The organism is Actinoallomurus spadix (assembly GCF_024055725.1).
GTDB classification, from domain to species: domain Bacteria; phylum Actinomycetota; class Actinomycetes; order Streptosporangiales; family Streptosporangiaceae; genus Actinoallomurus; species Actinoallomurus spadix.
On sequence record NZ_JAMXMX010000012.1, the window covers coordinates 205,789 to 225,083 of the forward strand.

The following is a 19,295-nucleotide window of genomic DNA, read 5'->3' on the forward strand; positions in this document are numbered from 1 at the left end:
ACACGTTATGGCGTGTGACCGTATGTGCTCCCCTCCTGCGCGCGGAATCCGTCTCCTCCTCCGGGAGGAGGGCACCGACCAGGACGACCGGGACATCACCGGCCGCGCCCGGCCTCACACGTCGTCGCGCGGATCCCGGGGCGCCACCTCGTCCGCGGGCATCCCCGGCCCGCCGCCCACCACAGGCAGCGGCGGCGGCTCCCCGCCGAACGACGGACAGCGCTGCTGATGGTCACACCAGTCGCACAACCGGCTCTTGCGCGGCCGCCACTCGCCGGAGTCCATCGCCCGGCGGATCGCCTGCCACAACGCGTCGACCTTTCGCTCGGTCGCGCGCAGATCGGCCTCGTCGGGGGAGTAGCGCAGCACCTCGCCGTTGCCGAGATACATCAGCTGCAGCAACCGCGGCACCGTGCCGCGCAGCCGCCACAGCACCAGCGCGTAGAACTTCATCTGGAAGAGGGCCCGCGCCTCGAAGTCCGCCCGCGGCGCCTTACCCGTCTTGTAGTCCACCACCCGGACCTCACCGGTCGGGGCGACGTCCAGCCGGTCGATGTAGCCGCGCAGCTGCAACCCCGAGTCCAGGACCGTCTCGACGTACAGCTCACGGCTCGCCGGCTCCAGCCGCCGTGGGTCCTCCAGCACGAAGTAGCGCTCGACCATCGCCCGCGCCTCGGCCAGCCACTCGGCGCGCGCCGCCTCGACGTCCGCACCGTCCTCGCCGTCGAACAGGTCGGCGAGCTCCGGCTCCTCCGCGAGCAGCCGGTCCCACTCGGGCCCCAGCAGCTCCAGCGCCGTCGCCGGCGTGCGCCGCGCCGCCGGGATGTCGAACAACCGCTCCAGCACCGCGTGCACGAGCGTGCCGCGCACGGCCGCGGGACTCGGCCGCTCAGGGATCCGGTCGATCACCCGGAAGCGGTACAGCAACGGGCACGTCATGAAATCGCCCGCCCGCGACGGGGACAACGTGCCGATCACGCGGGCGCCGCCCGGGGACGCCGCGCCGGTCTCGATGGCCGTCATGCCCGCAACCCTAGGGGAGACCGACGACAGAATCGCGCCGGAAGGTGCCCGGCACGGTCGGCCACACCCGGCCGCGTCGCCCGACGGCACCCGCCGGTCCGCCGGTCGTACCGGCGGCCGAGACCACGCCGGCCGTACCGGCGGCGGGCGTACCGGCGGCCGGGATCACGCCGGCCGCCCTTAGGTCGCCTTGACGGCCGGACGCGTAGCATTCCCCCCGTGGCAGACAGCACCCCCCGCGACCGCGGCCCCTCCCAGCGCCCGGGCATCCTCATGGGACGGCCGTTCGGCATTCCGGTGTACGTCTCGCCGACCTGGTTCATCGTCGCGCTCATCATCACGGTGATGTTCGAACCCACCGCGCTGCGTATCGTCGACCGGCCGCAGAGCTACCTCGTCGCCTTCCTGTACGCCGTCCTGCTCTACGGATCCGTGCTGGTCCACGAGCTCAGCCACTCCGTCGTCGCCCGCGGCTTCGGCCTGCCCGTCCGCGCCATCACCCTGCACGTGCTCGGCGGCGTCTCCGAGATCGAGCGCGAGCCGCGCACGCCCGGCCGCGAGTTCGCCGTCGCGGCCGCCGGCCCCGCGCTGTCCCTCGCCCTCGCCGCCGGCGGTTACGCCCTCCTGCACTTCGTCGGCCTGCCGCCGGTCGCCGAACTCCTCGTCGAGGCGCTCACCGCCGCCAACCTCATCGTCGGCGTCTTCAACCTCCTGCCCGGACTGCCCCTCGACGGCGGCCGGATCGTCCGCGCCGGCGTGTGGAAGCTCACCGGGCGGCAGCGCGCCGCCACGGTCACCGCCGGCTGGATCGGCCGGGCCCTCGCCCTCGCCGTCCTCGCCCTCAGCGCCGGCGTGTCCGCGACCGGCGGCGGCCGCTGGCTCACGGTGCTCTGGGGCGCCTTCGTCGCGTCGTTCATCTGGATGGGGGCCAGCGAGGCGATCCGGGTCGCCGTACTCCGCGAGCGCATCCCCCTTCTCAACGCCCGCGCCCTCGCCCGCCGCGCCGTACGCGTCCCGCAGAACCTGCCCCTCGCCGAGGCGGTCCGCCGCGCCCGCGAGGCACGGGCGGGCGCGATCGTCGTCGTCGGACACGAGGGCGACCCGGTCGGCATCGTCAGCGAGAACGCCGTCAACGCGACCCCGGAGAACCGCCGTCCCTGGGTCGACGCCGACGCCCTCACCCGCGCCCTCGATCCCGGCCTCATCCTCCCCGCCGACCTGTCCGGCGAAGACCTCCTGACCGCCCTGCAGCGCACTCCCGCCACCGAGTACCTCCTCGTCGAACCCACCGGGGAGATGTACGGCGTGCTCGCCACCGAGGACGTCAGCCGGACCGTCGCGAGGCCTTAGCCTAGGAGCATGACCGAACCCTCCTCCGCCGGTTCCCGCATGCCCAAGGTCCCTCACGGACCGTTCCGTCCCGGCGACCGGGTTCAGCTCACCGACCCCAAGGGCCGCATCAACACCGTCACCCTGCAGCCCGGCAAGCTGTACCACAGCCACAAGGGCTCCATCCCGCACGACGAGATCATCGGCAGCCCCGAGGGCAGCGTCTTCCGCTCCTCCGGCGGCACCGAGTACCTCGCCTTCCGGCCCCTCCTCGCCGACCACACCCTCCGCATGCCGCGCGGCGCCGCCGTCGTCTACCCCAAGGACGCCGCCCAGATCCTCGCCGCCGCCGACATCTTCCCGGGCGCGCGCGTCGTCGAGGCCGGCGCCGGCTCCGGCGCGCTCAGCTGCTGGCTCCTGCGCGCCGTCGGTGAACACGGCACCGTCTCCTCCTACGAGCGCCGCGAGGACTTCGCCGAGATCGCCCGCGCCAACGTCGAGGGCTACTTCGGCGGCCCGCACCCCGCCTGGCGCCTCACCGTCGGCTCCCTCGAGGACGCCCTCACCGACACCGACGTCGACCGTGTCGTCCTCGACATGCTCGCCCCCTGGGAATGCCTCGACGCCGTCGCCAAGGCCCTCGTCCCCGGCGGCATGGTCTGCGCCTACGTCGCGACCACCACCCAGCTGTCCCGCGTCGTCGAGGCCCTGCGCGAGCACGGCACCTTCGCCGAGCCGTACGCCTTTGAGACGCTCGTGCGCTCCTGGCACGTCGAGGGCCTCGCCGTCCGCCCCGACCACCGCATGGTCGGCCACACCGGCTTCCTCGCCACCGCCCGCCGGCTCGCCGACGGCGTACGCCCCCCGGCCCGGCGCCGCCGCCCCGCCAAGGGCGCCTACGGCGAGAACACCGAGACGACGCCCTCCCGGCCGGCGGCCGAACCCGATCTGTCCGGAGAGTGACGAGAATCTCCCTACCCGGAACGACCCCGTCCGGACGCGAGGACTTGCGCCGTCAAGCCCCCGAAGCGATCTTTTTCTCGGAGGCCGGGGGGTTCCGCCGAAGGTCCTCCAGCCCGGGGACCTGCCACTTCATCCTGAACATGGTTCCCACGCCACGACACGAGTACCCCTGGGCCAGGTTACGGAGGCGCTCGGGATAGGTAGGGTTTCAGATAGGTCGTCGTCTCTGCCTGAGGAGGTGACGAGCGTGGCCGCTCGTGACGATGCCGGGGCGCGTAAGGCGCAGCACGAAAAGGAGGTCCGCGACCTCCAGACGCAGGTCTCCTTCCTGGAGGAGGAGATCTCCGTGCTGCGCCGCAAGCTCGCGGAGTCCCCCCGACAAGTTCGTGTACTCGAAGAGCGCCTTCACGAGGCGCAGGCAAGTCTGGCCGCGGTTACGGGCCAGAATGAACGTCTCGTGGCGACTCTCAAGGAAGCCCGAGAGCAGATCATCGCCCTCAAGGAGGAGGTCGACCGGCTCGCGCAGCCACCGTCGGCCTTCGGAACGTTCCTCGCCGCGCGTGAGGACGGCACGGTCGACATCTTCACCGGTGGCCGCAAGCTGCGGGTGAACGTCAGTCCGGGCATCGAGCTCGACGAGTTGCAGCGTGGCCAGGAGGTCATGCTCAACGAGGCGCTCAACGTCGTCGCCGCTCTCGAGTTCGAGACGCAGGGCGAGGTCGTGATGCTGAAGGAGGCCTTCGAAGACGGCGAACGCGCCCTCGTGATCGCCCACGCCGACGAAGAACGCGTCGTCAAGCTGGCCGAGCCCCTGCGCGGAATCGCCCTCCGCGCCGGCGACTCGCTCATGCTGGACACCCGATCCGGATACGCCTACGAGAAGATCCACAAGGCGGAGGTCGAGGAGCTCGTCCTCGAAGAGGTCCCCGACATCTCCTACGACGAGATCGGCGGTCTCGGCCCACAGATCGAGCAGATCCGCGACGCCGTCGAGCTGCCCTACCTCCACGCCGACCTGTTCCGCGAGCACCAGCTCCGTCCCCCGAAGGGCGTCCTGCTGTACGGCCCGCCCGGCTGCGGCAAGACCCTCATCGCCAAGGCGGTCGCCAACTCGCTCGCCAAACAGGTCGCCGAGAAGACCGGGGCCGAGGGGAAGAGCTTCTTCCTCAACATCAAGGGCCCCGAGCTGCTCAACAAGTACGTCGGCGAGACCGAGCGGCACATTCGCCTGGTCTTCCAGCGGGCCCGCGAGAAGGCCTCCGCGGGTACCCCCGTGATCGTGTTCTTCGACGAGATGGACTCCATCTTCCGCACCCGCGGATCCGGTGTCTCATCCGACGTCGAGAACACCATCGTCCCCCAGCTGCTGTCGGAGATCGACGGCGTCGAGGGCCTGGAGAACGTCATCGTCATCGGCGCCTCCAACCGGGAGGACATGATCGACCCGGCGATCCTCCGCCCCGGCCGCCTCGACGTGAAGATCAAGATCGAGCGTCCGGACGCCGAGGCCGCCAAGGACATCTTCTCCAAGTACATCCTCACGGGCCTGCCGCTCCACCCCGACGACCTGAAGGAGCACGGCGGATCTCCGGAGGCAACCGTCGACGCGATGATCCAGCGCGTCGTCGAGCGGATGTACAGCGAGACCGAGGAGAACCGCTTCCTCGAGGTGACCTACGCCAACGGCGACAAGGAGGTCCTGTACTTCAAGGACTTCAACTCCGGCGCGATGATCCAGAACATCGTCGACCGGGCCAAGAAGATGGCCATCAAGGACTTCCTCGACAGCGGGCAGAAGGGCCTGAGGGTCACCCACCTTCTCGCCGCCTGCGTCGATGAGTTCAGCGAGAACGAGGACCTGCCCAACACCACCAACCCCGACGACTGGGCCCGCATCTCCGGCAAGAAGGGCGAGCGGATCGTCTACATCCGCACGCTCGTCTCCGGCAAGCAGGGCACGGAGGCCGGGCGTTCGATCGACACCGTCGCGAACACCGGGCAGTACCTCTGACCGACGAGGAACGACGAGAGCCCATGGCGGCCGGAACCCGGTTCCGGCCGCCACGCGGCTTTCCCGGGCGTTCTCCGGCTCCGCGTGCCGCCGCGCCGTGACGCGGCCCACGGCGGCCGTACGGCCGCACCACGCCGTGACCGCGGCTTGACCAAGATCATGCCGAGCCGGTGGCGGCCATTACCCTGACGCGCCGCTGAGGCCCTTCGCGGCCGCATCCGGCCCTCTCGCCACCCGCGGTTTCGCGTCACGATCACGCCGTGCCGCACAGGACCACGGCCATCGCGCATTAGGCTCGGACCTATGAGTGTGCGGCGGGTAATGGGGATCGAGACGGAGTACGGCATTTCCGTGCCCGGTCAGCCAGGGGCCAACGCGATGGTGACCTCCTCACAGGTCGTCAACGCGTACCTCGCGGCGTCGGCGGCGAAGGCCAGGCGGGCACGGTGGGACTTCGAAGAGGAGAACCCGCTGCGCGACGCCCGCGGCTTCGACCTGGCCCGGGAGGTCGCCGACCCCACCCAGCTGACCGACGAGGACCTCGGCCTGGCCAACGTCATCCTCACCAACGGGGCCCGTCTCTACGTCGACCACGCCCACCCGGAGTACTCCACGCCCGAGTGCACCAACCCCCGGGACGCCGTGATCTGGGACAAGGCCGGAGAGCGCGTCATGGCCGACGCCGCCGCCCGCGCCGCCCGGGTGCCGGGCACCCACCCGATCCAGCTGTACAAGAACAACACCGACAACAAGGGCGCCTCCTACGGCTGCCACGAGAACTACCTGATGCGCCGGGAGACCCCGTTCTCCGACATCGTCCGGCATCTCACGCCGTTCTTCGTCACCCGGCAGGTGGTCTGCGGCGCCGGCCGCGTCGGCATCGGCGTGGACGGCCGCGGCGACGGCTTCCAGATCAGCCAGCGGGCCGACTTCTTCGAGGTCGAGGTCGGCCTGGAGACCACCCTCAAGCGCCCCATCATCAACACCCGTGACGAGCCGCACGCCGACCCGGAGAAGTACCGCCGGCTGCACGTCATCATCGGCGACGCCAACATGAGCGAGGTCTCGACCTACCTCAAGCTCGGCACGACCGGCCTGGTCCTCGCCATGATCGAGGACGGCTTCCTCACGGTCGACCTGTCGGTCGACATGCCCGTCGCCACCCTGCGGGCGATCTCCCACGACCCGAGCTGCAAGCACCTGCTCACCCTGCGGGACGGCCGCAAGATGACCGCGGTGCAGCTCCAGATGGAGTACCTCGAACAGTCCCGCAAGTACGTCGAGGACCGGTTCGGCGGCGACGCCGACGACCTCACCAGGGACGTCCTCGACCGCTGGGAGTCGGTCCTGCAGCGGCTCGGCGACGACCCGATGCAGCTGTCCCGCGAGCTCGACTGGGTCGCCAAGCTGGAACTGCTCGAGGGCTACCGCACCCGCGACGGGCTCGACTGGTCCCACCCGCGCCTGCAGCTCGTCGACCTGCAGTACTCCGACATCCGCCCCGACCGCGGCCTGTACAACCGGCTCGCCGCCCGCGGGCGTATGGAGCGGATCGTCAGCGACGCCGAGATCGAGTCGGCGATCGAGAACCCGCCGGAGGACACCCGCGCCTACTTCCGCGGCCGGTGCCTGCGCCAGTACGCCGACTCCGTCGCGGCCGCGTCCTGGGACTCGGTCATCTTCGACGTGCCGGGCCGCGAGTCGCTGCAGCGGGTGCCCACCCTGGAGCCCCTGCGCGGCACCAGGGCGCACGTCGGCGCGCTCCTGGACCGCTGCCGTACCGCCTCCGACCTCGTCTCGGCCCTGACCGGCGAGTGACCCGTACATCCCGCCCGTAAGCCCTCCCCGGCCCGCCCACGGGCGGCCGGGGAGGCGGGTGCGGCTGTGATCGCTGCTCAGTTGTGACGGGAATGACCGTTTCGCCGCGATGGCCACCGGCGATAACGGCGTCAGGAGACCGACCGCCGATCGGCGTGGCGCACGCTCAGTGATCCACTCCGCGTCGGCGGGCGACGATAGAGTCAAGGTCTCGGCACGAACGGGAGGATCACGATGGCAACGAGGGACACCGGCGGTCAGCGGCAGACGACCCGGCGCGAGGAAGAGGTCGACGAGACCCAGGCCGCGCCCAGCGAGGACGTCCAGGAGCGCCAGGAGAAGCTCACCGACGACGTCGACGCAATCCTGGACGAAATCGACGAGGTGCTCGAAGAGAACGCAGAAGAGTTCGTAAGGTCATATGTCCAAAAAGGCGGGGAGTGACCATATATGTCCGATTCGGGGGACTCTAAAAAGTGCCCTGATTGCGGGCAGTTAAAGCCCGTCTCTCAGTTCGGCCGCAACAAGCGGATGGCTGACGGCCTCGCACGCTATTGCAAGGAATGCTTCGGTAGGCGCTCGAAAGTCAGTTACCGCAAACGCATGGCCGAGCGCGGCAGAGAGGTGCGAGAACGCCCGGACGTACCCGAAGGGTCCAGATACTGTTCGCGATGCGGTGAGGTGAAGTCGATCTCGAGCTTCGGGCGTAACGGCTCGAAGCCAGATCGACCACGTCACCGGGGCCGTGCGGGGCATCCTGTGCGCCGACTGCAATACGGGGATGGGGCAGCTGCGGGACGATCCCTGGGTGGTCCGGCGGGCGATCGAGTACCTCACCGGTGGGCTGTCGGGGCTGCGGCTGACCGAGGACGGGAATTACGAGGTGGCCGTCGTACGCCCGCGGCGGTCCGATGAGGTCGTCGTCGATCCGGGGTGGCACCTGGGGCGGGCCTGCACGGACGACCTCGCGCTCCTGCACGCGATGGCGGATGGGGGTTCGGAGGATCCGTGGGAGACGGATGTGCTGGTGGCGGGTCCGGAGCCGTTGGAGGAGCGCTTTCCCGTGATCGGATCGGGACGCGTTGCCGGGGGAGCCGCTGGGGCCGGCGGAGTGGGCCCTGACGGCCGCTGACCGAGGCGGTCGGGTTCGCCCTGGGCGGACGGGGGCAGGGATCACGCGGTATGCGCCTGACGTCACAGTGACAGTAGGGTCTGAGTTGCGGAGGCGCATCGCATCCGCTGCCTTTGGAAGGAGTCGTGTGACGTCGCAAGGTTCCGCGCCGGGGCGTCTACCGGGCGCGTTCATGAGCCAGGGCCCCCCGTCGTTCACCGAGTTCCTGTCGTCGTACTCGCCGGGGCTGCTGCCGGGGTCGCGCGAGCTTCCGGCCGGAGTGTCGGCCGGAGACCAGATCCCGCACGGCACGACGATCGTCGCGATCACGTTCCCGGGCGGGGTGGTGATGGCGGGCGACCGGCGGGCCACCGCGGGCAACGTGATCGCCCAGCGGGACATCGAGAAGGTCTACCGCGCCGACGAGTACTCCGCGGTCGCGATCGCGGGCACCGCGGGCATCGGCCTGGAGGTGGTGCGCCTGTTCCAGGTGGAGCTGGAGCACTACGAGAAGATGGAGGGCCGCACGCTCTCGCTGGAGGGCAAGGCCAACCGGCTCGCGACGATGGTCCGCGGCAACCTGGGCATGGCCCTGCAGGGTCTCGTGGTCGTGCCGCTGTTCGCCGGTTACGACGAGGACCAGGACCGGGGGCGGATCTTCAGCTACGACCCGGCCGGCGGGAAGTACGAAGAGCAGGACTTCTACAGCATCGGCTCGGGGTCGGTGTTCGCGAAGGGCGCGCTGAAGAAGCTGTTCCGGGCGGAGCTGGCGGAGGAGGACGCGGTCGTCGCCTCGATCCAGGCGCTGTACGACGCGGCGGACGACGACTCGGCGACCGGCGGCCCGGACCTGACCCGCCGGATCTTCCCGGTGGTCGCGGCGGTCACGGCCGACGGGTACCGGCGGCTGCCGGACGATGAGGTCGGAGGCCTGACGGAGCGGGTCGTCGAGGGACGGATGCGCTCGCCGGGCGGGCCGTCGGCTCCGCTGCTGTAACGTCCGCGATCTCGAGTAGTGAACGAGTAGTAAGGAACGCCACCGGTGTCCATGCCGTTCTACGTGTCGCCCGAACAGCAGATGAAGGACAAGGCCGACTACGCGCGTAAGGGCATCGCGCGCGGCCGCAGTGTCGTCGTGTTGCAGTACGACGACGGCATCCTGTTCGTGGCGGACAATCCGTCCCGCGCGCTGCACAAGATCAGCGAGATCTACGACCGGATGGCGTTCGCCGCGGTCGGCAAGTACAACGAGTTCGAGAATCTCCGTCAGGCGGGCGTGCGGTACGCCGACGTCAACGGGTACATGTACGACCGCCGTGACGTCACCGCGCGGGGTCTGGCGAACGCCTACGCGACGACGCTGGGCACGGTGTTCACCGAGATGAACAAGCCGTACGAGGTGGAGCTCGTCGTCGCGGAGCTGGGCGAGGACGCCGCCTCGGACCAGATCTACCGGCTGACGTTCGACGGGTCCGTCGCCGATGAGCACGGGTATGTCGCGATGGGCGGTCAGGCCGACCAGGTCGCGGCGGCGCTGCAGGAGCACTTCGAGGAGGGGCTGTCGCTGGCGCGGGCGCTGCGGCTGGGCGTACGGGCGCTGGAGCGGCAGGACGCCGACCGGCATCTGGAGGCCGAGCAGCTGGAGGTAGCGGTGCTGGACCGGAACCGGACGCACCGGATGTTCCGGCGGCTGCCGCCGGCGCGCATCCGGACGCTGCTGGAGGAGGCCGACGCCGGGAACGCGCCGGCCGAGTCCGCTTCCGAGCCGGGCGACGCGTCCTAGGAGTGACGTTCGGGGAGTGACCTCTGCGCCTGTCCGCCGCGTTCCCCGGAGCGGGGCGGGCTGGCGCCGCGCTTGTCGTGATCTACAACGTAAAGGCGGTGGCCGCAGACCGCAACCTGATCTCTACCAACGGCGGCCTCCGGACGCATAGCCTTGCGGATGTGGATAGGCGCATCTTCGGGTTGGAGAACGAGTACGGCGTAACGTGCACCTTCCGCGGGCAGCGGCGGTTGTCACCCGACGAGGTGGCGCGGTACCTCTTCCGCAGGGTCGTCTCGTGGGGCCGTAGCAGCAACGTGTTCCTGCGCAACGGGGCACGGCTGTACCTCGATGTCGGCAGTCATCCTGAGTACGCGACGCCCGAGTGTGACAGCGTCGACGAACTCGTCGTGCACGACAAGGCGGGGGAGCGGATCCTGGAGGGTCTGCTCGTCGACGCCGAGCGGCGCCTCCGTGAGGAGGGCATCGCGGGCGACATCTACCTGTTCAAGAACAACACCGACTCGGCCGGCAACTCGTACGGATGCCATGAGAACTACCTGGTCGGGCGGCACGGTGAGTTCGGCCGGCTGGCCGACGTGCTGATCCCGTTCCTGGTGACGCGCCAGATCATCTGCGGTGCGGGCAAGGTGCTGCAGACGCCGCGCGGCGCGGTGTACTGCGTGAGCCAGCGCGCCGAGCACATCTGGGAGGGCGTGTCGTCGGCGACGACGCGCTCGCGGCCCATCATCAACACGCGGGACGAGCCGCACGCGGACGCCGAGCGTTTCCGGCGGCTGCACGTCATCGTCGGCGACTCGAACATGAGCGAGACGACGATGCTGCTCAAGGTCGGCGCGACCGACCTGGTGCTGCGCATGGTCGAGGCGGGCGTCGTGATGCGCGACCTGACGCTGGAGAACCCGATCCGGGCGATCCGTGAGGTCAGCCACGACATGACCGGCCGGCGCAAGGTACGCCTGGCCAACGGCCGGGAGGCCAGCTCGCTGGAGATCCAGAAGGAGTACCTCGACAAGGCGCGGGAGTTCATCGACCGGCGGGGCGCGGACCCGGTGGTGCTGCGCGTGCTCGACCTGTGGGAGCGGACCGTGCGCGCGGTGGAGACGGGTGACCTGGACCTGGTGGCCCGGGAGATCGACTGGGTGACGAAGTACCAGCTGATCGAGCGGTATCGGCACAAGTACGATCTGCCGCTGAGTTCGCCGCGGGTGGCGCAGCTCGACCTCGCCTACCACGACGTGCATCGCGGCCGGGGCCTGTACTACCTGCTGGAGCGCAAGGGCGCCGTCGAGCGGGTCGCTCGTGACCTGGACATCTTCCAGGCCAAGTCGGTGCCGCCGCAGACGACGCGGGCCCGGCTGCGCGGGGAGTTCATCCGCAAGGCGCAGGAGAAGCGGCGGGACTTCACGGTCGACTGGGTGCATTTGAAGCTGAACGATCAGGCGCAGCGGACGGTCCTGTGCAAGGACCCGTTCCGGTCGGTCGACGACCGCGTCGACAAGCTGATCGCGGGAATGTAGCGGCGTTCTCACGCTACCTTTAGATGCCCGCTGACAAGGTGGGGGCCTTGTCAGCGATAGTCGTCGACCCGCGGAACGGTGGAGAAGATGTCTGAAGTCAAAGGCCGCGAGCAGACGCGGACGGACGAGCCGCAGGACGCCGAGGGGCGGGACGCCTCCGCGGCGGACCCCACGGCGAGCGGTGAGCCCGAAGCCGCCGAGCGGCCCGAGACGGAGGACACCGAGCGGACCGAGGCGGAGAGCGCCGAGGCTGCCGTGAGCGGGAAGGACGCCGAGGCCGAGGCCGAGGCGCCGGCCGCCGAAGAGGACGCGGCCGAGGCCGATGCGGAGGACGAGCAGAAGAGCCGGTTCGCCCATCCGGATCCGATCAAGCTGAAGATCCCGGCGGCGAAGGAGATCACCCGCAGCGAGTTCACGCCGCACGCGCTGGGCGCGAAGGGCCTGGGCGCTCCCCGCTCGGGCACTCGCGCCCAGGCGAAACGCCGCAAGATCCTTTTCACGACGGCCGCCGTGGTGCTCATCGCGCTGGCGGCGGGCGGGGCGGTCTGGTACGAGACGCGCCCGGCGCCGTCGGTGAAGGTGACGGGCGCGTTCGGCAAGGCGCCGGCGGTCAAGGTGCCGAAGGCCAAGCCGCCCGTCAAGCAGCAGGTGAAGGAGGTCGTGGCGGGGTCGGGCAAGGCGGTCGCGAACGGCGACCTCGTCGTCGCGCAGCTGGTCGCCTACAAGTGGAACGCCAAGGGTGGCGGCAAGGAGCTGCTGAACACCTACACCAAGAAGCAGCCGGCCATCGGGCAGGCCGGCCAGCTGACCGGGCTGGCCCCGCTCGACAAGGCGATCACCGGGCGTAAGGCGGGGACGCGGCTGGTGATGACCCTGCCATACCAGGCGGTCGGCGACCAGATCGCCCAGTCGCTGCAGCTCGGCAAGACCGACGACTTCGTCGTGACGGTCGACGTGCTGAACAGCTTCGGTAAGAACGCCTCGGCGCAGGGCACGCCGCAGAAGCTCGACAACCCCAAGCTGCCGGCGGTGACCGGTGGCGCGGGAACGGCGCCGACGGTCAAGATCCCGTCTGCGGACGCGCCCGACAAGCTGCAGGTCAAGACCCTGATCCAGGGCAACGGGCCGGTGGTGCAGAAGGGGCAGACGCTGATCGCGCAGTACCACGGCGTGCTGTGGCGGAACGGCAAGGTGTTCGACTCGTCGTGGCAGCGCGGCGCGCCCGCGTCGTTCCCGATCGGTGTCAAGCAGGTGATCCCGGGTTGGGACACCGGCCTGGTCGGCCAGAAGGCCGGCAGCCGGGTGCTCCTCGTGGTCCCGCCGAAGGACGGGTACGGCTCGAAGGGCTCGCCGCAGGGCGGCATCAAGGGCACCGACACCCTCGTGTTCGTCGTCGACGTCCTCGGTTCGTACTGATCGTCCGGTGTTCGGAGGTTCACGCATGCGGCGCGTCGCCGCGCTGGCCCTGGTCCCCCTGGTCGCCGCCACGGCGTGCAGCGGAGGCGGCCTGCCCGACGGGTTGAAGGTCGCCGGGGTGGTGGGCCGGCAGCCCACGGTGACGATCCCGGCGTCCGCCCCGTCGGGGAAGCTGAAGGTCGAGACGCTGCGGAAGGGAAAGGGCTCGGCGGTGACCGATGGCGACCTCGTGGTCGCCGACTACGTCGGGTACCGCTGGAACGGCGGTGACCACAGGCTGGTCGCCAGCAGCTATGAGGCCGGGCGGCCGGCCGTGTTCCCGTACGGCCGCCTGGTCACGGGCCTGAACAAGGCTCTCGCCGGGCAGCGGCCGGGGGGCCGGGTGCTGGCCGTGATCCCGCCGGGTCAGGGGTACGGGCCGAGTGGCTACGCGCCGTGGCAGATCGGCGCGGGGGACTCGATGGTCTTCGTCCTGGACGTGCTCGCCACGTACCACAACGGGGCGAGCGCGCAGGGACGGCCGCAGCCGCAGAACGACGCGGCGCTGCCGCAGGTCACCGCGGGGGCCACGCCGACGATGAAAATTCCCTCGGCGGCGCCTCCGGGCCGGCTCCAGGTCAAGACGATCATCCAGGGTGGTGGGCCTCCGGTGCAGGCGCATCAGCTCGTCGTCTTCCACGACCTGGGGCAGATCTGGCGCACGGGCAAGGTCTTCGAGTCGACCCGCGCCCGCGGCCGCCCCGACTCGGCGCTGGCCGGAGCCGGTCAGATGATCAGAGGCTGGGACAGGGCCGTGGTCGGGCAGCGGGTCGGCAGCCGGGTCCTGGTCGTGATCCCGCCGAAGGACGGGTACGGGTCGAAGGGCCACGCCGCCTCGGGCATCAGGAAGAACGACACGCTCGCCTTCGTGATCGACGTCCTCGCCGCTTACTGAGCCGGTCACCGGGCCGGTCCGCCGGAGCCGGGTCCCTAGACTCGGGACGTGGACGACGTCGATGCCATCGCGGCCCTGCAGGATCCGGTACGCCGGAGGCTCTATGACTACGTGGCCGCGCAGGATCACGAGGTGGGCCGGGCGGAGGCCGCGGACGCGGCCGGGATTCAGCGCACCCTGGCGGCGTTCCATCTCGACCGCCTGACCGAGGCGGGGCTCCTCGACGCGGTCTTCCGGCGGCCCGCCGGGCGCTCCGGTCCGGGCGCGGGCCGGCCCGCGAAGCTGTACCGGCGTTCGGCGACCGAGCGGACGGTGAGTGTGCCACCGCGCGACTACCGGGTGCCGGCGGAGCTCCTGGCCGAGGTCGTCGAGGAGATCGGCGGCGAGGAGGTCCTGGAGCGGCTGGCGCGCATCCGTGGTAGATCCGCCGGCGCGGCCGCCGCGGAGGCGATGGCGGCGGCAGCGGAGACGGGCGCGGACAGAGCGGGCGCGGACAGAGCGGGTGCGGACAGAGCGGGTGCGGGCACGCCGGGCGGGGACACGCCGGACCCGGACACGCCGGACGCGGGCGCGCCGGGCGAGCGGATGATGGCCGCGCTGCGGGCCCGGGGCTATGAGCCGTACCGCGACGGCGCGGAGCTGCGGCTGCGCAACTGCCCGTTCCACGCGCTGGCCGTGGCGTTCCCGCCGGTGGTCTGCGGGATGAACCTGGCACTGCTGGAAGGACTGGTCGAGGGTCTCGGGCCGGCCGGGGTGACGGCGCGCATGGACCCGAGGCCGGGGGAGTGCTGCGTGGTCCTCGATTCTAAAAATAACGATAGTTGACATAGAGACCCGGGTGGTGATCTGCTGGCGGACATGACGGACCACCACCTGGCGGAGTTCAACGTCGCCCGCCTCCGCGAGCCCCTCGACGCCCCGGCGATGGCCGAGTTCCTGGCCCTCTTCGAACCCATCAACGCCCTGGCCGACTCCGCCCCCGGATTCGTCTGGCGGCTGACGGACGGAGAGGGAGACGACGCGACGGCCATCCGTCCCTACGGCGACGACATCATCATCAACCTGTCGGTCTGGGAGTCGCGCGAGGCGCTGTGGAACTTCGCCTACCGGTCGGCCCACCTGGACGTCATGCGCCGGCGCCGCGAATGGTTGCTGCGGATGGCCGAGCCCTACTTCGTCATGTGGTGGGTGCCGGCGGGATATGTCCCTCCGTTGGAGGAGGCGCGGGAGCGCCTGGCCATGCTGCGGCGTGAGGGTCCCGGGCCGGAGGCGTTCACGTACCGGAAGGTGTACGACCCGGACGGCGCGCTCGCCACCGTCTGATCTACGATGTAAAGGCGGTGGCCGGGACGTCGATCACGATCCGGCCACGCCGATCACAGGAAGACACCGGAGCACGCACCCGGTGTCTTCCTCGTTCTCCGGTCAGTGCGCGAAGACGCGCACGGTCCGGTCCAGGCTCTCCTCGAGGCCGCCCCGCGAGGGACGGCCGGTCCTCTCCACGCCGGCGCGTCATCGCCTCCCCGCTTCCAGGATCCTCGCGGACGTTCCCGGTGGGACCGGGAGGAGGTGACGACGAGGGTGAAGCGCGCCCGGCTCGGTCGGATCCCGGTCACGACTCCACGGGGTCGAGGCGCCGGCCGAGAAGATCCGCGGCATGGCGTCCGGCGGCGGCGACCGCCAGGAAGCCCGCGAGATCCTGGTCCAGCCCCCGGCCCATGGTCGAGACCCGGACGGGCGAGTCGCGGATCGCCTCCTCCAGGCCGTCCACGGGCACGGTGACGAGTTCATGGCGCTCGCCGAGCGGCTCGGCCTCGGTACGCACCCGGTCGCCGAACGCGCCCGGCAGGTCCGGCACCGCAACCTGGGCACGGGCCAGGGCCACGCGGCCGTAGGCGGTCAGGCTGTGATGGGAGATCCCGCGGTGACGCTCGCGCGCGTCGGCCTCGCTGACCCGCAGGGACGCCACGGGACGGCCGTCGAGGACCGCCGCGGCGTTCACCGCCTCGCCCGCCGATACGCCGGAGAACCCCCAGCGGGTGCCCGTGCCGAGGTTCCCCGGGCCCTGCGCGACGACGGCGACCTCGGCACCGAGCACCAGACGGGCGGCGAGCAGGCCGGTGTGCAGGGTCACCGCCTCCAGGTCACCCCCGAACGCCTGGCCGACCGTCACCGTGGCGGCCAGCGCGCCCGCCTCGCGCAGCGTCGCGATCGTCCGGGAGAACCAGGCGGGCAGCGCGCCGCCGTCCGGCATGACGTAGACGACCCGGGCGCCGGGGCGGTCCAGGTGCAGCCCGGCGATGATCGCCGGCAACGCCGAGTGCAGGTCGGCGACGACCACCGGCATCCCGTCGATCGACTCGGCGTCGCGCAGGATCGCGTGGTGGGCGGAGTCCTGTTCGTCGGCGCCGAGCACCGTCGCCTGCAGGGGGGTGTAGCGTGCCTTGACCAGATGACCCGGGCCGGACGGATCCGGCGGGAAACGGTCGGGGACCGCCACCACCATGGCGTACCCTCCGGTGCCGAGTCCCATCGCGAGTGCCGTCGTGTTGAGCAGTACGGCGTCGCCCGGCCGGGGCCGTCCCACCAGGGCCGGGTAGGCCAGGGCGCGTGCTTCGCCCTCTTCGTCGATGATGACGTCGAGTTCGACCGCTCCGGGCCATTCGCGGCGTATCTTGACAACCGTGCCTTTGCGCCATCGGATCACCCGCCAACGGTAGCGTCGGAGGCCACGCGGACGGGCCAGAAGGAGTGGACGATGTCGCGCCGCAAGACCGAGCGGCTGCTCAATCTCGTGGTGTGCCTGCTGGCCACCCGGCGGTACCTCACCGCTGAGCAGATCCGCCAGGCCGTGCCGGGTTATCCCGGTGGGGATGAGGCGTTCAAGCGGATGTTCGAGCGCGACAAGGAGGAACTGCGCGAGCTCGGCATCCCTCTGGAGATGGGCAGTGACGGCGACGAGGAGCCCGGCTACCGCATCCAGCGCCAGGCGTACGAGCTGCCGGAGATCCAGCTGGCCCGCGACGAGGCGGCCGTCCTCGGGCTGGCCGCGCGGGTGTGGCAGCGGGCCAGCCTGGCCGAGGCGGCCTCCGGCGCGCTGCTGAAGCTGCGCGCCGCGGGCGTCGACACCGATGAGGCAGCCTCCCTCGGCATCGAGCCGCGGGTCGGCACCGACGAGCCCGCCTTCCCGGCGCTGTGGCGCGCGGTGCGGGACCGGCGGCCGGTCGCCTTCGAGTACCAGGGGGTGGGCCGCAGCGCGCCGCAGCGCCGGCACCTGGAGCCCTGGGGAGTGGTCAGCAGGCACGGCCGCTGGTACGTCGCCGGCCACGACCGCGACCGCGGCGAGGCGCGGGTCTTCCGGCTGAGCCGGATCAGGGGCGACGTCGTCCCCGACGGGCCGGCGGGTACGGTGACCGTCCCCGAGGGCATCGACGTGCGGGAGGTCGTCACCTCCATGGGCGGCCCGGCACCCGGGCGGCGTACCGCGACCGTGCGCCTGCGGCGCGGCGCGGCGGACGGCATCCGGCGCTGGGCGGCGGACATCCGTCGTGACGATGACGAGTGGGATCTGGCAGAGCTGACGTTCGCCGAGGTCGACCGGCTCGCCGACCACCTCGCAGGGTTCGCCGACGACGTGGTCGTCATCGAGCCGCCGGACGTACGCGACGCGATGATCCAGCATCTGAAGGCGGTGTGCCAGTGAGCTCCTCCGAACGGCTGCGGCGGCTGCTCGCCCTCGTCCCGTACGTCATCAACCGCAGCTCGGTCAGCGTCGAGGAGGCCGCCGCGGCGTTCGGCGTGACCGAGAAGCAGATCATCGACGACCTGAACCTCCTGTGGTGCGTCGAGCTGCGCGCGCCCGACCCGTACTGCCCGATCGACCTGTCGTACGAGGGCGGCGAGATCGTGGTCTGCGAGGCGGAGTCGATCAGCAGGCCGCTGCGGCTCGACGTCGACGAGGCCGCCGCCCTCCTCGTCGCGCTGCGCACGATCGCCGGGCTGCCCGAGCACGGCGACGCGGTGAGCCGGGTGATCGCCAAGCTGGAGGACGCGGCGGGCACCGCCGCCCGGCCCAGCAGTCAGGTCGCCGTCGAGCTCGACGTGCGCCCGGACGTCCTGGTCCAGGTGCGCTCGGGCCTCGACCAGAGCCACCGGCTGAAGATGACCTACTACGTGCCGGGCCGCGACGAGAACACCGTGCGCGACGTCGACCCGATGCGGCTGCTCCTCATCGACGGCTGGTCCTACCTGGAGGGCTGGTGCCGCCGCGCCGAGGCCGTCCGCCTGTTCCGCCTGGACCGGATCGTCGACCTGCGGGTCCTCGACGTCCCCGCCAGCATCCCGGACGAGGCCGAACCGCTCGACCTGGACGCCGGGCTGTTCCGCCCCTCGCCGGAGGACGTACGGGTGACGCTGGAGCTGTCCCCGGCCGGGCGCTGGGTCGCCGACCACTACCCCTGTGAGAGCGTCTCCGAGCTGGGGGAGGGACGTCTCCGCGTCGTGCTGCGGACCCGCGACGTGCGCTGGGTGCGCCGGCTGGCGCTGCGCCTCGCCGGCACCGGCCGCATCACCGAGCCCGCCGAGCTGGCCGCCCAGGTCCGGGAGGACGCCGCCAGGGCCCTGAAGCTGTACGACGCGTGACACCCGCGCCGCCGCGGCCGGCGGTGCCCTGGCGCGCGGACGTTCTGTTCGCCGGGCAAGGGAACGCGTGCAGGCCGGCACGGCCGTGAGGGCGCGGGCCCGGCGCGGGCCCGGCCCGAGGGATTGGGAACCTCGGCGCGCGCCGCACTAGGGTCGGCGTGTGTCGTGGATGATGGTGTACGTCGGGCTGGCCTTCGCCGGGCTGGTCGTTCTGAGCGTGTGCGCGGTGAAGGTGGGCCTGGCGGTCCGCGGTCTGGGCCGTGAACTGCGGCGGACGCGGGCGCGTCTGCAGCCGGAACAGGAGGCCTTCGCCCGTGCGTTGCGCCGCCTGGAGCGATCAGGGGAGTGAGACATCCGGCTCGACGGCGTACGATCGGGGGGAGTAACGCCCCTCCTGCTGAAGAGGACTACCTAATGGATCTTGGACCGTGGGAGATCGCGATCATCGCGGTCGTCATCCTGGTGCTGTTCGGTTCCGCCAAGCTGCCCCAGGCCGCCCGCTCGCTCGGGCGGTCGATGCGCATCTTCAAGTCCGAGACCAAGGGCCTGATCAGCGACGACGAGGAGCAGCCGCGGCAGGCGCAGGACGCCCGTGCGCAGGCGGCCCGGCTTCGTGAGCAGGCGGCGCTGCTGGAGCAGCAGGCGGCGGCCCAGCAGCCGCAGCAGCTGAACGCCCCGGGCGAGGACGGCACCACCATCAGCGGCGTGCCGCTTTCCCAGACGGAGCACGGCCGGAAGTCCTGACC

General features: G+C 71.0%; 19 protein-coding genes. 17 read left to right on the forward strand and 2 right to left on the reverse strand.

From position 1 onward, the window contains the following. Positions 1 to 114: 114 nt before the first annotated feature. Complete coding sequence (locus NE235_RS20135; protein ID WP_252805175.1) at positions 115 to 1,023, reverse strand: RecB family exonuclease; 909 nt, start codon at positions 1,021 to 1,023, stop codon at positions 115 to 117. A 273-nt stretch (positions 1,024 to 1,296) separates the two neighbouring features. Between NE235_RS20135 and NE235_RS20140 the strand changes: the two genes are divergently transcribed. The 13 genes from NE235_RS20140 to NE235_RS20200 all read left to right on the forward strand — a co-directional run bounded on the left by NE235_RS20140 (position 1,297) and on the right by NE235_RS20200 (position 15,231). Then, positions 1,297 to 2,373 (forward strand): site-2 protease family protein, encoded by a 1,077-nt coding sequence (locus NE235_RS20140; RefSeq protein WP_252805283.1) that lies wholly within the window; start codon positions 1,297 to 1,299, stop codon positions 2,371 to 2,373. A 9-nt stretch (positions 2,374 to 2,382) separates the two neighbouring features. Next, positions 2,383 to 3,315: a tRNA (adenine-N1)-methyltransferase gene (locus NE235_RS20145; RefSeq protein ID WP_252805177.1), complete on the forward strand. Its 933-nt coding sequence runs from the start codon at positions 2,383 to 2,385 to the stop codon at positions 3,313 to 3,315. A gap of 238 nt (positions 3,316 to 3,553) precedes the next feature. Continuing rightward, positions 3,554 to 5,326 carry a proteasome ATPase gene (gene arc / locus NE235_RS20150; RefSeq protein WP_252805179.1) on the forward strand — a complete coding sequence of 591 codons (1,773 nt, stop codon included), beginning with the start codon at positions 3,554 to 3,556 and terminating at the stop codon, positions 5,324 to 5,326. Positions 5,327 to 5,629: 303 nt separating this feature from the next. After that, complete coding sequence (gene dop, locus NE235_RS20155) at positions 5,630 to 7,144, forward strand: depupylase/deamidase Dop (protein ID WP_343886897.1); 1,515 nt, start codon at positions 5,630 to 5,632, stop codon at positions 7,142 to 7,144. Between the two features lie 234 nt (positions 7,145 to 7,378). Next, the gene (locus NE235_RS20160; RefSeq protein WP_252805181.1) at positions 7,379 to 7,588 is read left to right on the forward strand and encodes a ubiquitin-like protein Pup; all 210 of its coding nucleotides are present in this window, start codon (positions 7,379 to 7,381) and stop codon (positions 7,586 to 7,588) included. Between the two features lie 301 nt (positions 7,589 to 7,889). Then, entirely contained in the window at positions 7,890 to 8,276 is a 387-nt protein-coding gene (locus tag NE235_RS20165) for an endonuclease domain-containing protein (RefSeq protein WP_252805183.1), read from the forward strand. Positions 8,277 to 8,448: 172 nt separating this feature from the next. Next, complete coding sequence (prcB, locus tag NE235_RS20170; RefSeq protein WP_252805185.1) at positions 8,449 to 9,252, forward strand: proteasome subunit beta; 804 nt, start codon at positions 8,449 to 8,451, stop codon at positions 9,250 to 9,252. Between the two features lie 51 nt (positions 9,253 to 9,303). Continuing rightward, entirely contained in the window at positions 9,304 to 10,038 is a 735-nt protein-coding gene (gene prcA / locus NE235_RS20175) for a proteasome subunit alpha (RefSeq protein WP_252805287.1), read from the forward strand. A 161-nt stretch (positions 10,039 to 10,199) separates the two neighbouring features. Beyond that, positions 10,200 to 11,558 carry a Pup--protein ligase gene (gene pafA, locus NE235_RS20180; protein ID WP_252783541.1) on the forward strand — a complete coding sequence of 453 codons (1,359 nt, stop codon included), beginning with the start codon at positions 10,200 to 10,202 and terminating at the stop codon, positions 11,556 to 11,558. A gap of 87 nt (positions 11,559 to 11,645) precedes the next feature. Then, positions 11,646 to 12,974 (forward strand): FKBP-type peptidyl-prolyl cis-trans isomerase, encoded by a 1,329-nt coding sequence (locus tag NE235_RS20185; protein WP_252805187.1) that lies wholly within the window; start codon positions 11,646 to 11,648, stop codon positions 12,972 to 12,974. Positions 12,975 to 12,999: 25 nt separating this feature from the next. Next, on the forward strand, positions 13,000 to 13,908 hold the full coding sequence (locus NE235_RS20190) for an FKBP-type peptidyl-prolyl cis-trans isomerase (protein ID WP_252805189.1): 909 nt from the start codon (positions 13,000 to 13,002) through the stop codon (positions 13,906 to 13,908). 48 nt (positions 13,909 to 13,956) lie between these two features. Continuing rightward, entirely contained in the window at positions 13,957 to 14,733 is a 777-nt protein-coding gene (locus NE235_RS20195) for a helix-turn-helix transcriptional regulator (protein ID WP_252805191.1), read from the forward strand. A gap of 33 nt (positions 14,734 to 14,766) precedes the next feature. After that, on the forward strand, positions 14,767 to 15,231 hold the full coding sequence (locus NE235_RS20200; RefSeq protein ID WP_252805193.1) for a DUF3291 domain-containing protein: 465 nt from the start codon (positions 14,767 to 14,769) through the stop codon (positions 15,229 to 15,231). A gap of 289 nt (positions 15,232 to 15,520) precedes the next feature. On the opposite strand, the gene NE235_RS20205 is transcribed toward NE235_RS20200, so the two are convergent. Beyond that, entirely contained in the window at positions 15,521 to 16,615 is a 1,095-nt protein-coding gene (locus NE235_RS20205) for a DUF3866 family protein (RefSeq protein ID WP_252805195.1), read from the reverse strand. A 51-nt stretch (positions 16,616 to 16,666) separates the two neighbouring features. Here NE235_RS20205 and NE235_RS20210 point away from each other — a divergent pair, with 51 nt between their 5' ends. The 4 genes from NE235_RS20210 (at position 16,667) to tatA (ending at position 19,293) form a co-directional block, all read left to right on the forward strand. Continuing rightward, positions 16,667 to 17,611 (forward strand): helix-turn-helix transcriptional regulator, encoded by a 945-nt coding sequence (locus NE235_RS20210; protein WP_252805197.1) that lies wholly within the window; start codon positions 16,667 to 16,669, stop codon positions 17,609 to 17,611. Beyond that, the gene (locus NE235_RS20215) at positions 17,608 to 18,549 is read left to right on the forward strand and encodes a helix-turn-helix transcriptional regulator (protein WP_252805200.1); all 942 of its coding nucleotides are present in this window, start codon (positions 17,608 to 17,610) and stop codon (positions 18,547 to 18,549) included. Before NE235_RS20210 ends, NE235_RS20215 begins: the two co-directional genes overlap by 4 nt. Positions 18,550 to 18,709: 160 nt before the next feature. After that, positions 18,710 to 18,898 carry a hypothetical protein gene (locus tag NE235_RS20220; protein WP_406567606.1) on the forward strand — a complete coding sequence of 63 codons (189 nt, stop codon included), beginning with the start codon at positions 18,710 to 18,712 and terminating at the stop codon, positions 18,896 to 18,898. 65 nt (positions 18,899 to 18,963) lie between these two features. Next, the gene (gene tatA / locus NE235_RS20225) at positions 18,964 to 19,293 is read left to right on the forward strand and encodes a Sec-independent protein translocase subunit TatA (RefSeq protein WP_252805202.1); all 330 of its coding nucleotides are present in this window, start codon (positions 18,964 to 18,966) and stop codon (positions 19,291 to 19,293) included. Positions 19,294 to 19,295: the final 2 nt, after the last annotated feature.

Excerpts from the sequence above, each read along its gene's own strand:
- NE235_RS20135 (WP_252805175.1), bottom strand. The coding sequence starts at position 1,023 with ATGACGGCCATCGAGACCGGCGCGGCGTCCCCGGGCGGCGCCCGCGTG.
- NE235_RS20140 (WP_252805283.1), top strand. The coding sequence starts at position 1,297 with ATGGGACGGCCGTTCGGCATTCCGGTGTACGTCTCGCCGACCTGGTTC.
- NE235_RS20145 (WP_252805177.1), top strand. The coding sequence starts at position 2,383 with ATGACCGAACCCTCCTCCGCCGGTTCCCGCATGCCCAAGGTCCCTCAC.
- dop (WP_343886897.1), top strand. The coding sequence starts at position 5,630 with ATGAGTGTGCGGCGGGTAATGGGGATCGAGACGGAGTACGGCATTTCC.
- NE235_RS20160 (WP_252805181.1), top strand. The coding sequence starts at position 7,379 with ATGGCAACGAGGGACACCGGCGGTCAGCGGCAGACGACCCGGCGCGAG.
- prcB (WP_252805185.1), top strand. The coding sequence starts at position 8,449 with ATGAGCCAGGGCCCCCCGTCGTTCACCGAGTTCCTGTCGTCGTACTCG.
- prcA (WP_252805287.1), top strand. The coding sequence starts at position 9,304 with ATGCCGTTCTACGTGTCGCCCGAACAGCAGATGAAGGACAAGGCCGAC.
- NE235_RS20185 (WP_252805187.1), top strand. The coding sequence starts at position 11,646 with ATGTCTGAAGTCAAAGGCCGCGAGCAGACGCGGACGGACGAGCCGCAG.
- NE235_RS20190 (WP_252805189.1), top strand. The coding sequence starts at position 13,000 with ATGCGGCGCGTCGCCGCGCTGGCCCTGGTCCCCCTGGTCGCCGCCACG.
- NE235_RS20200 (WP_252805193.1), top strand. The coding sequence starts at position 14,767 with ATGACGGACCACCACCTGGCGGAGTTCAACGTCGCCCGCCTCCGCGAG.
- NE235_RS20210 (WP_252805197.1), top strand. The coding sequence starts at position 16,667 with ATGTCGCGCCGCAAGACCGAGCGGCTGCTCAATCTCGTGGTGTGCCTG.
- tatA (WP_252805202.1), top strand. The coding sequence starts at position 18,964 with ATGGATCTTGGACCGTGGGAGATCGCGATCATCGCGGTCGTCATCCTG.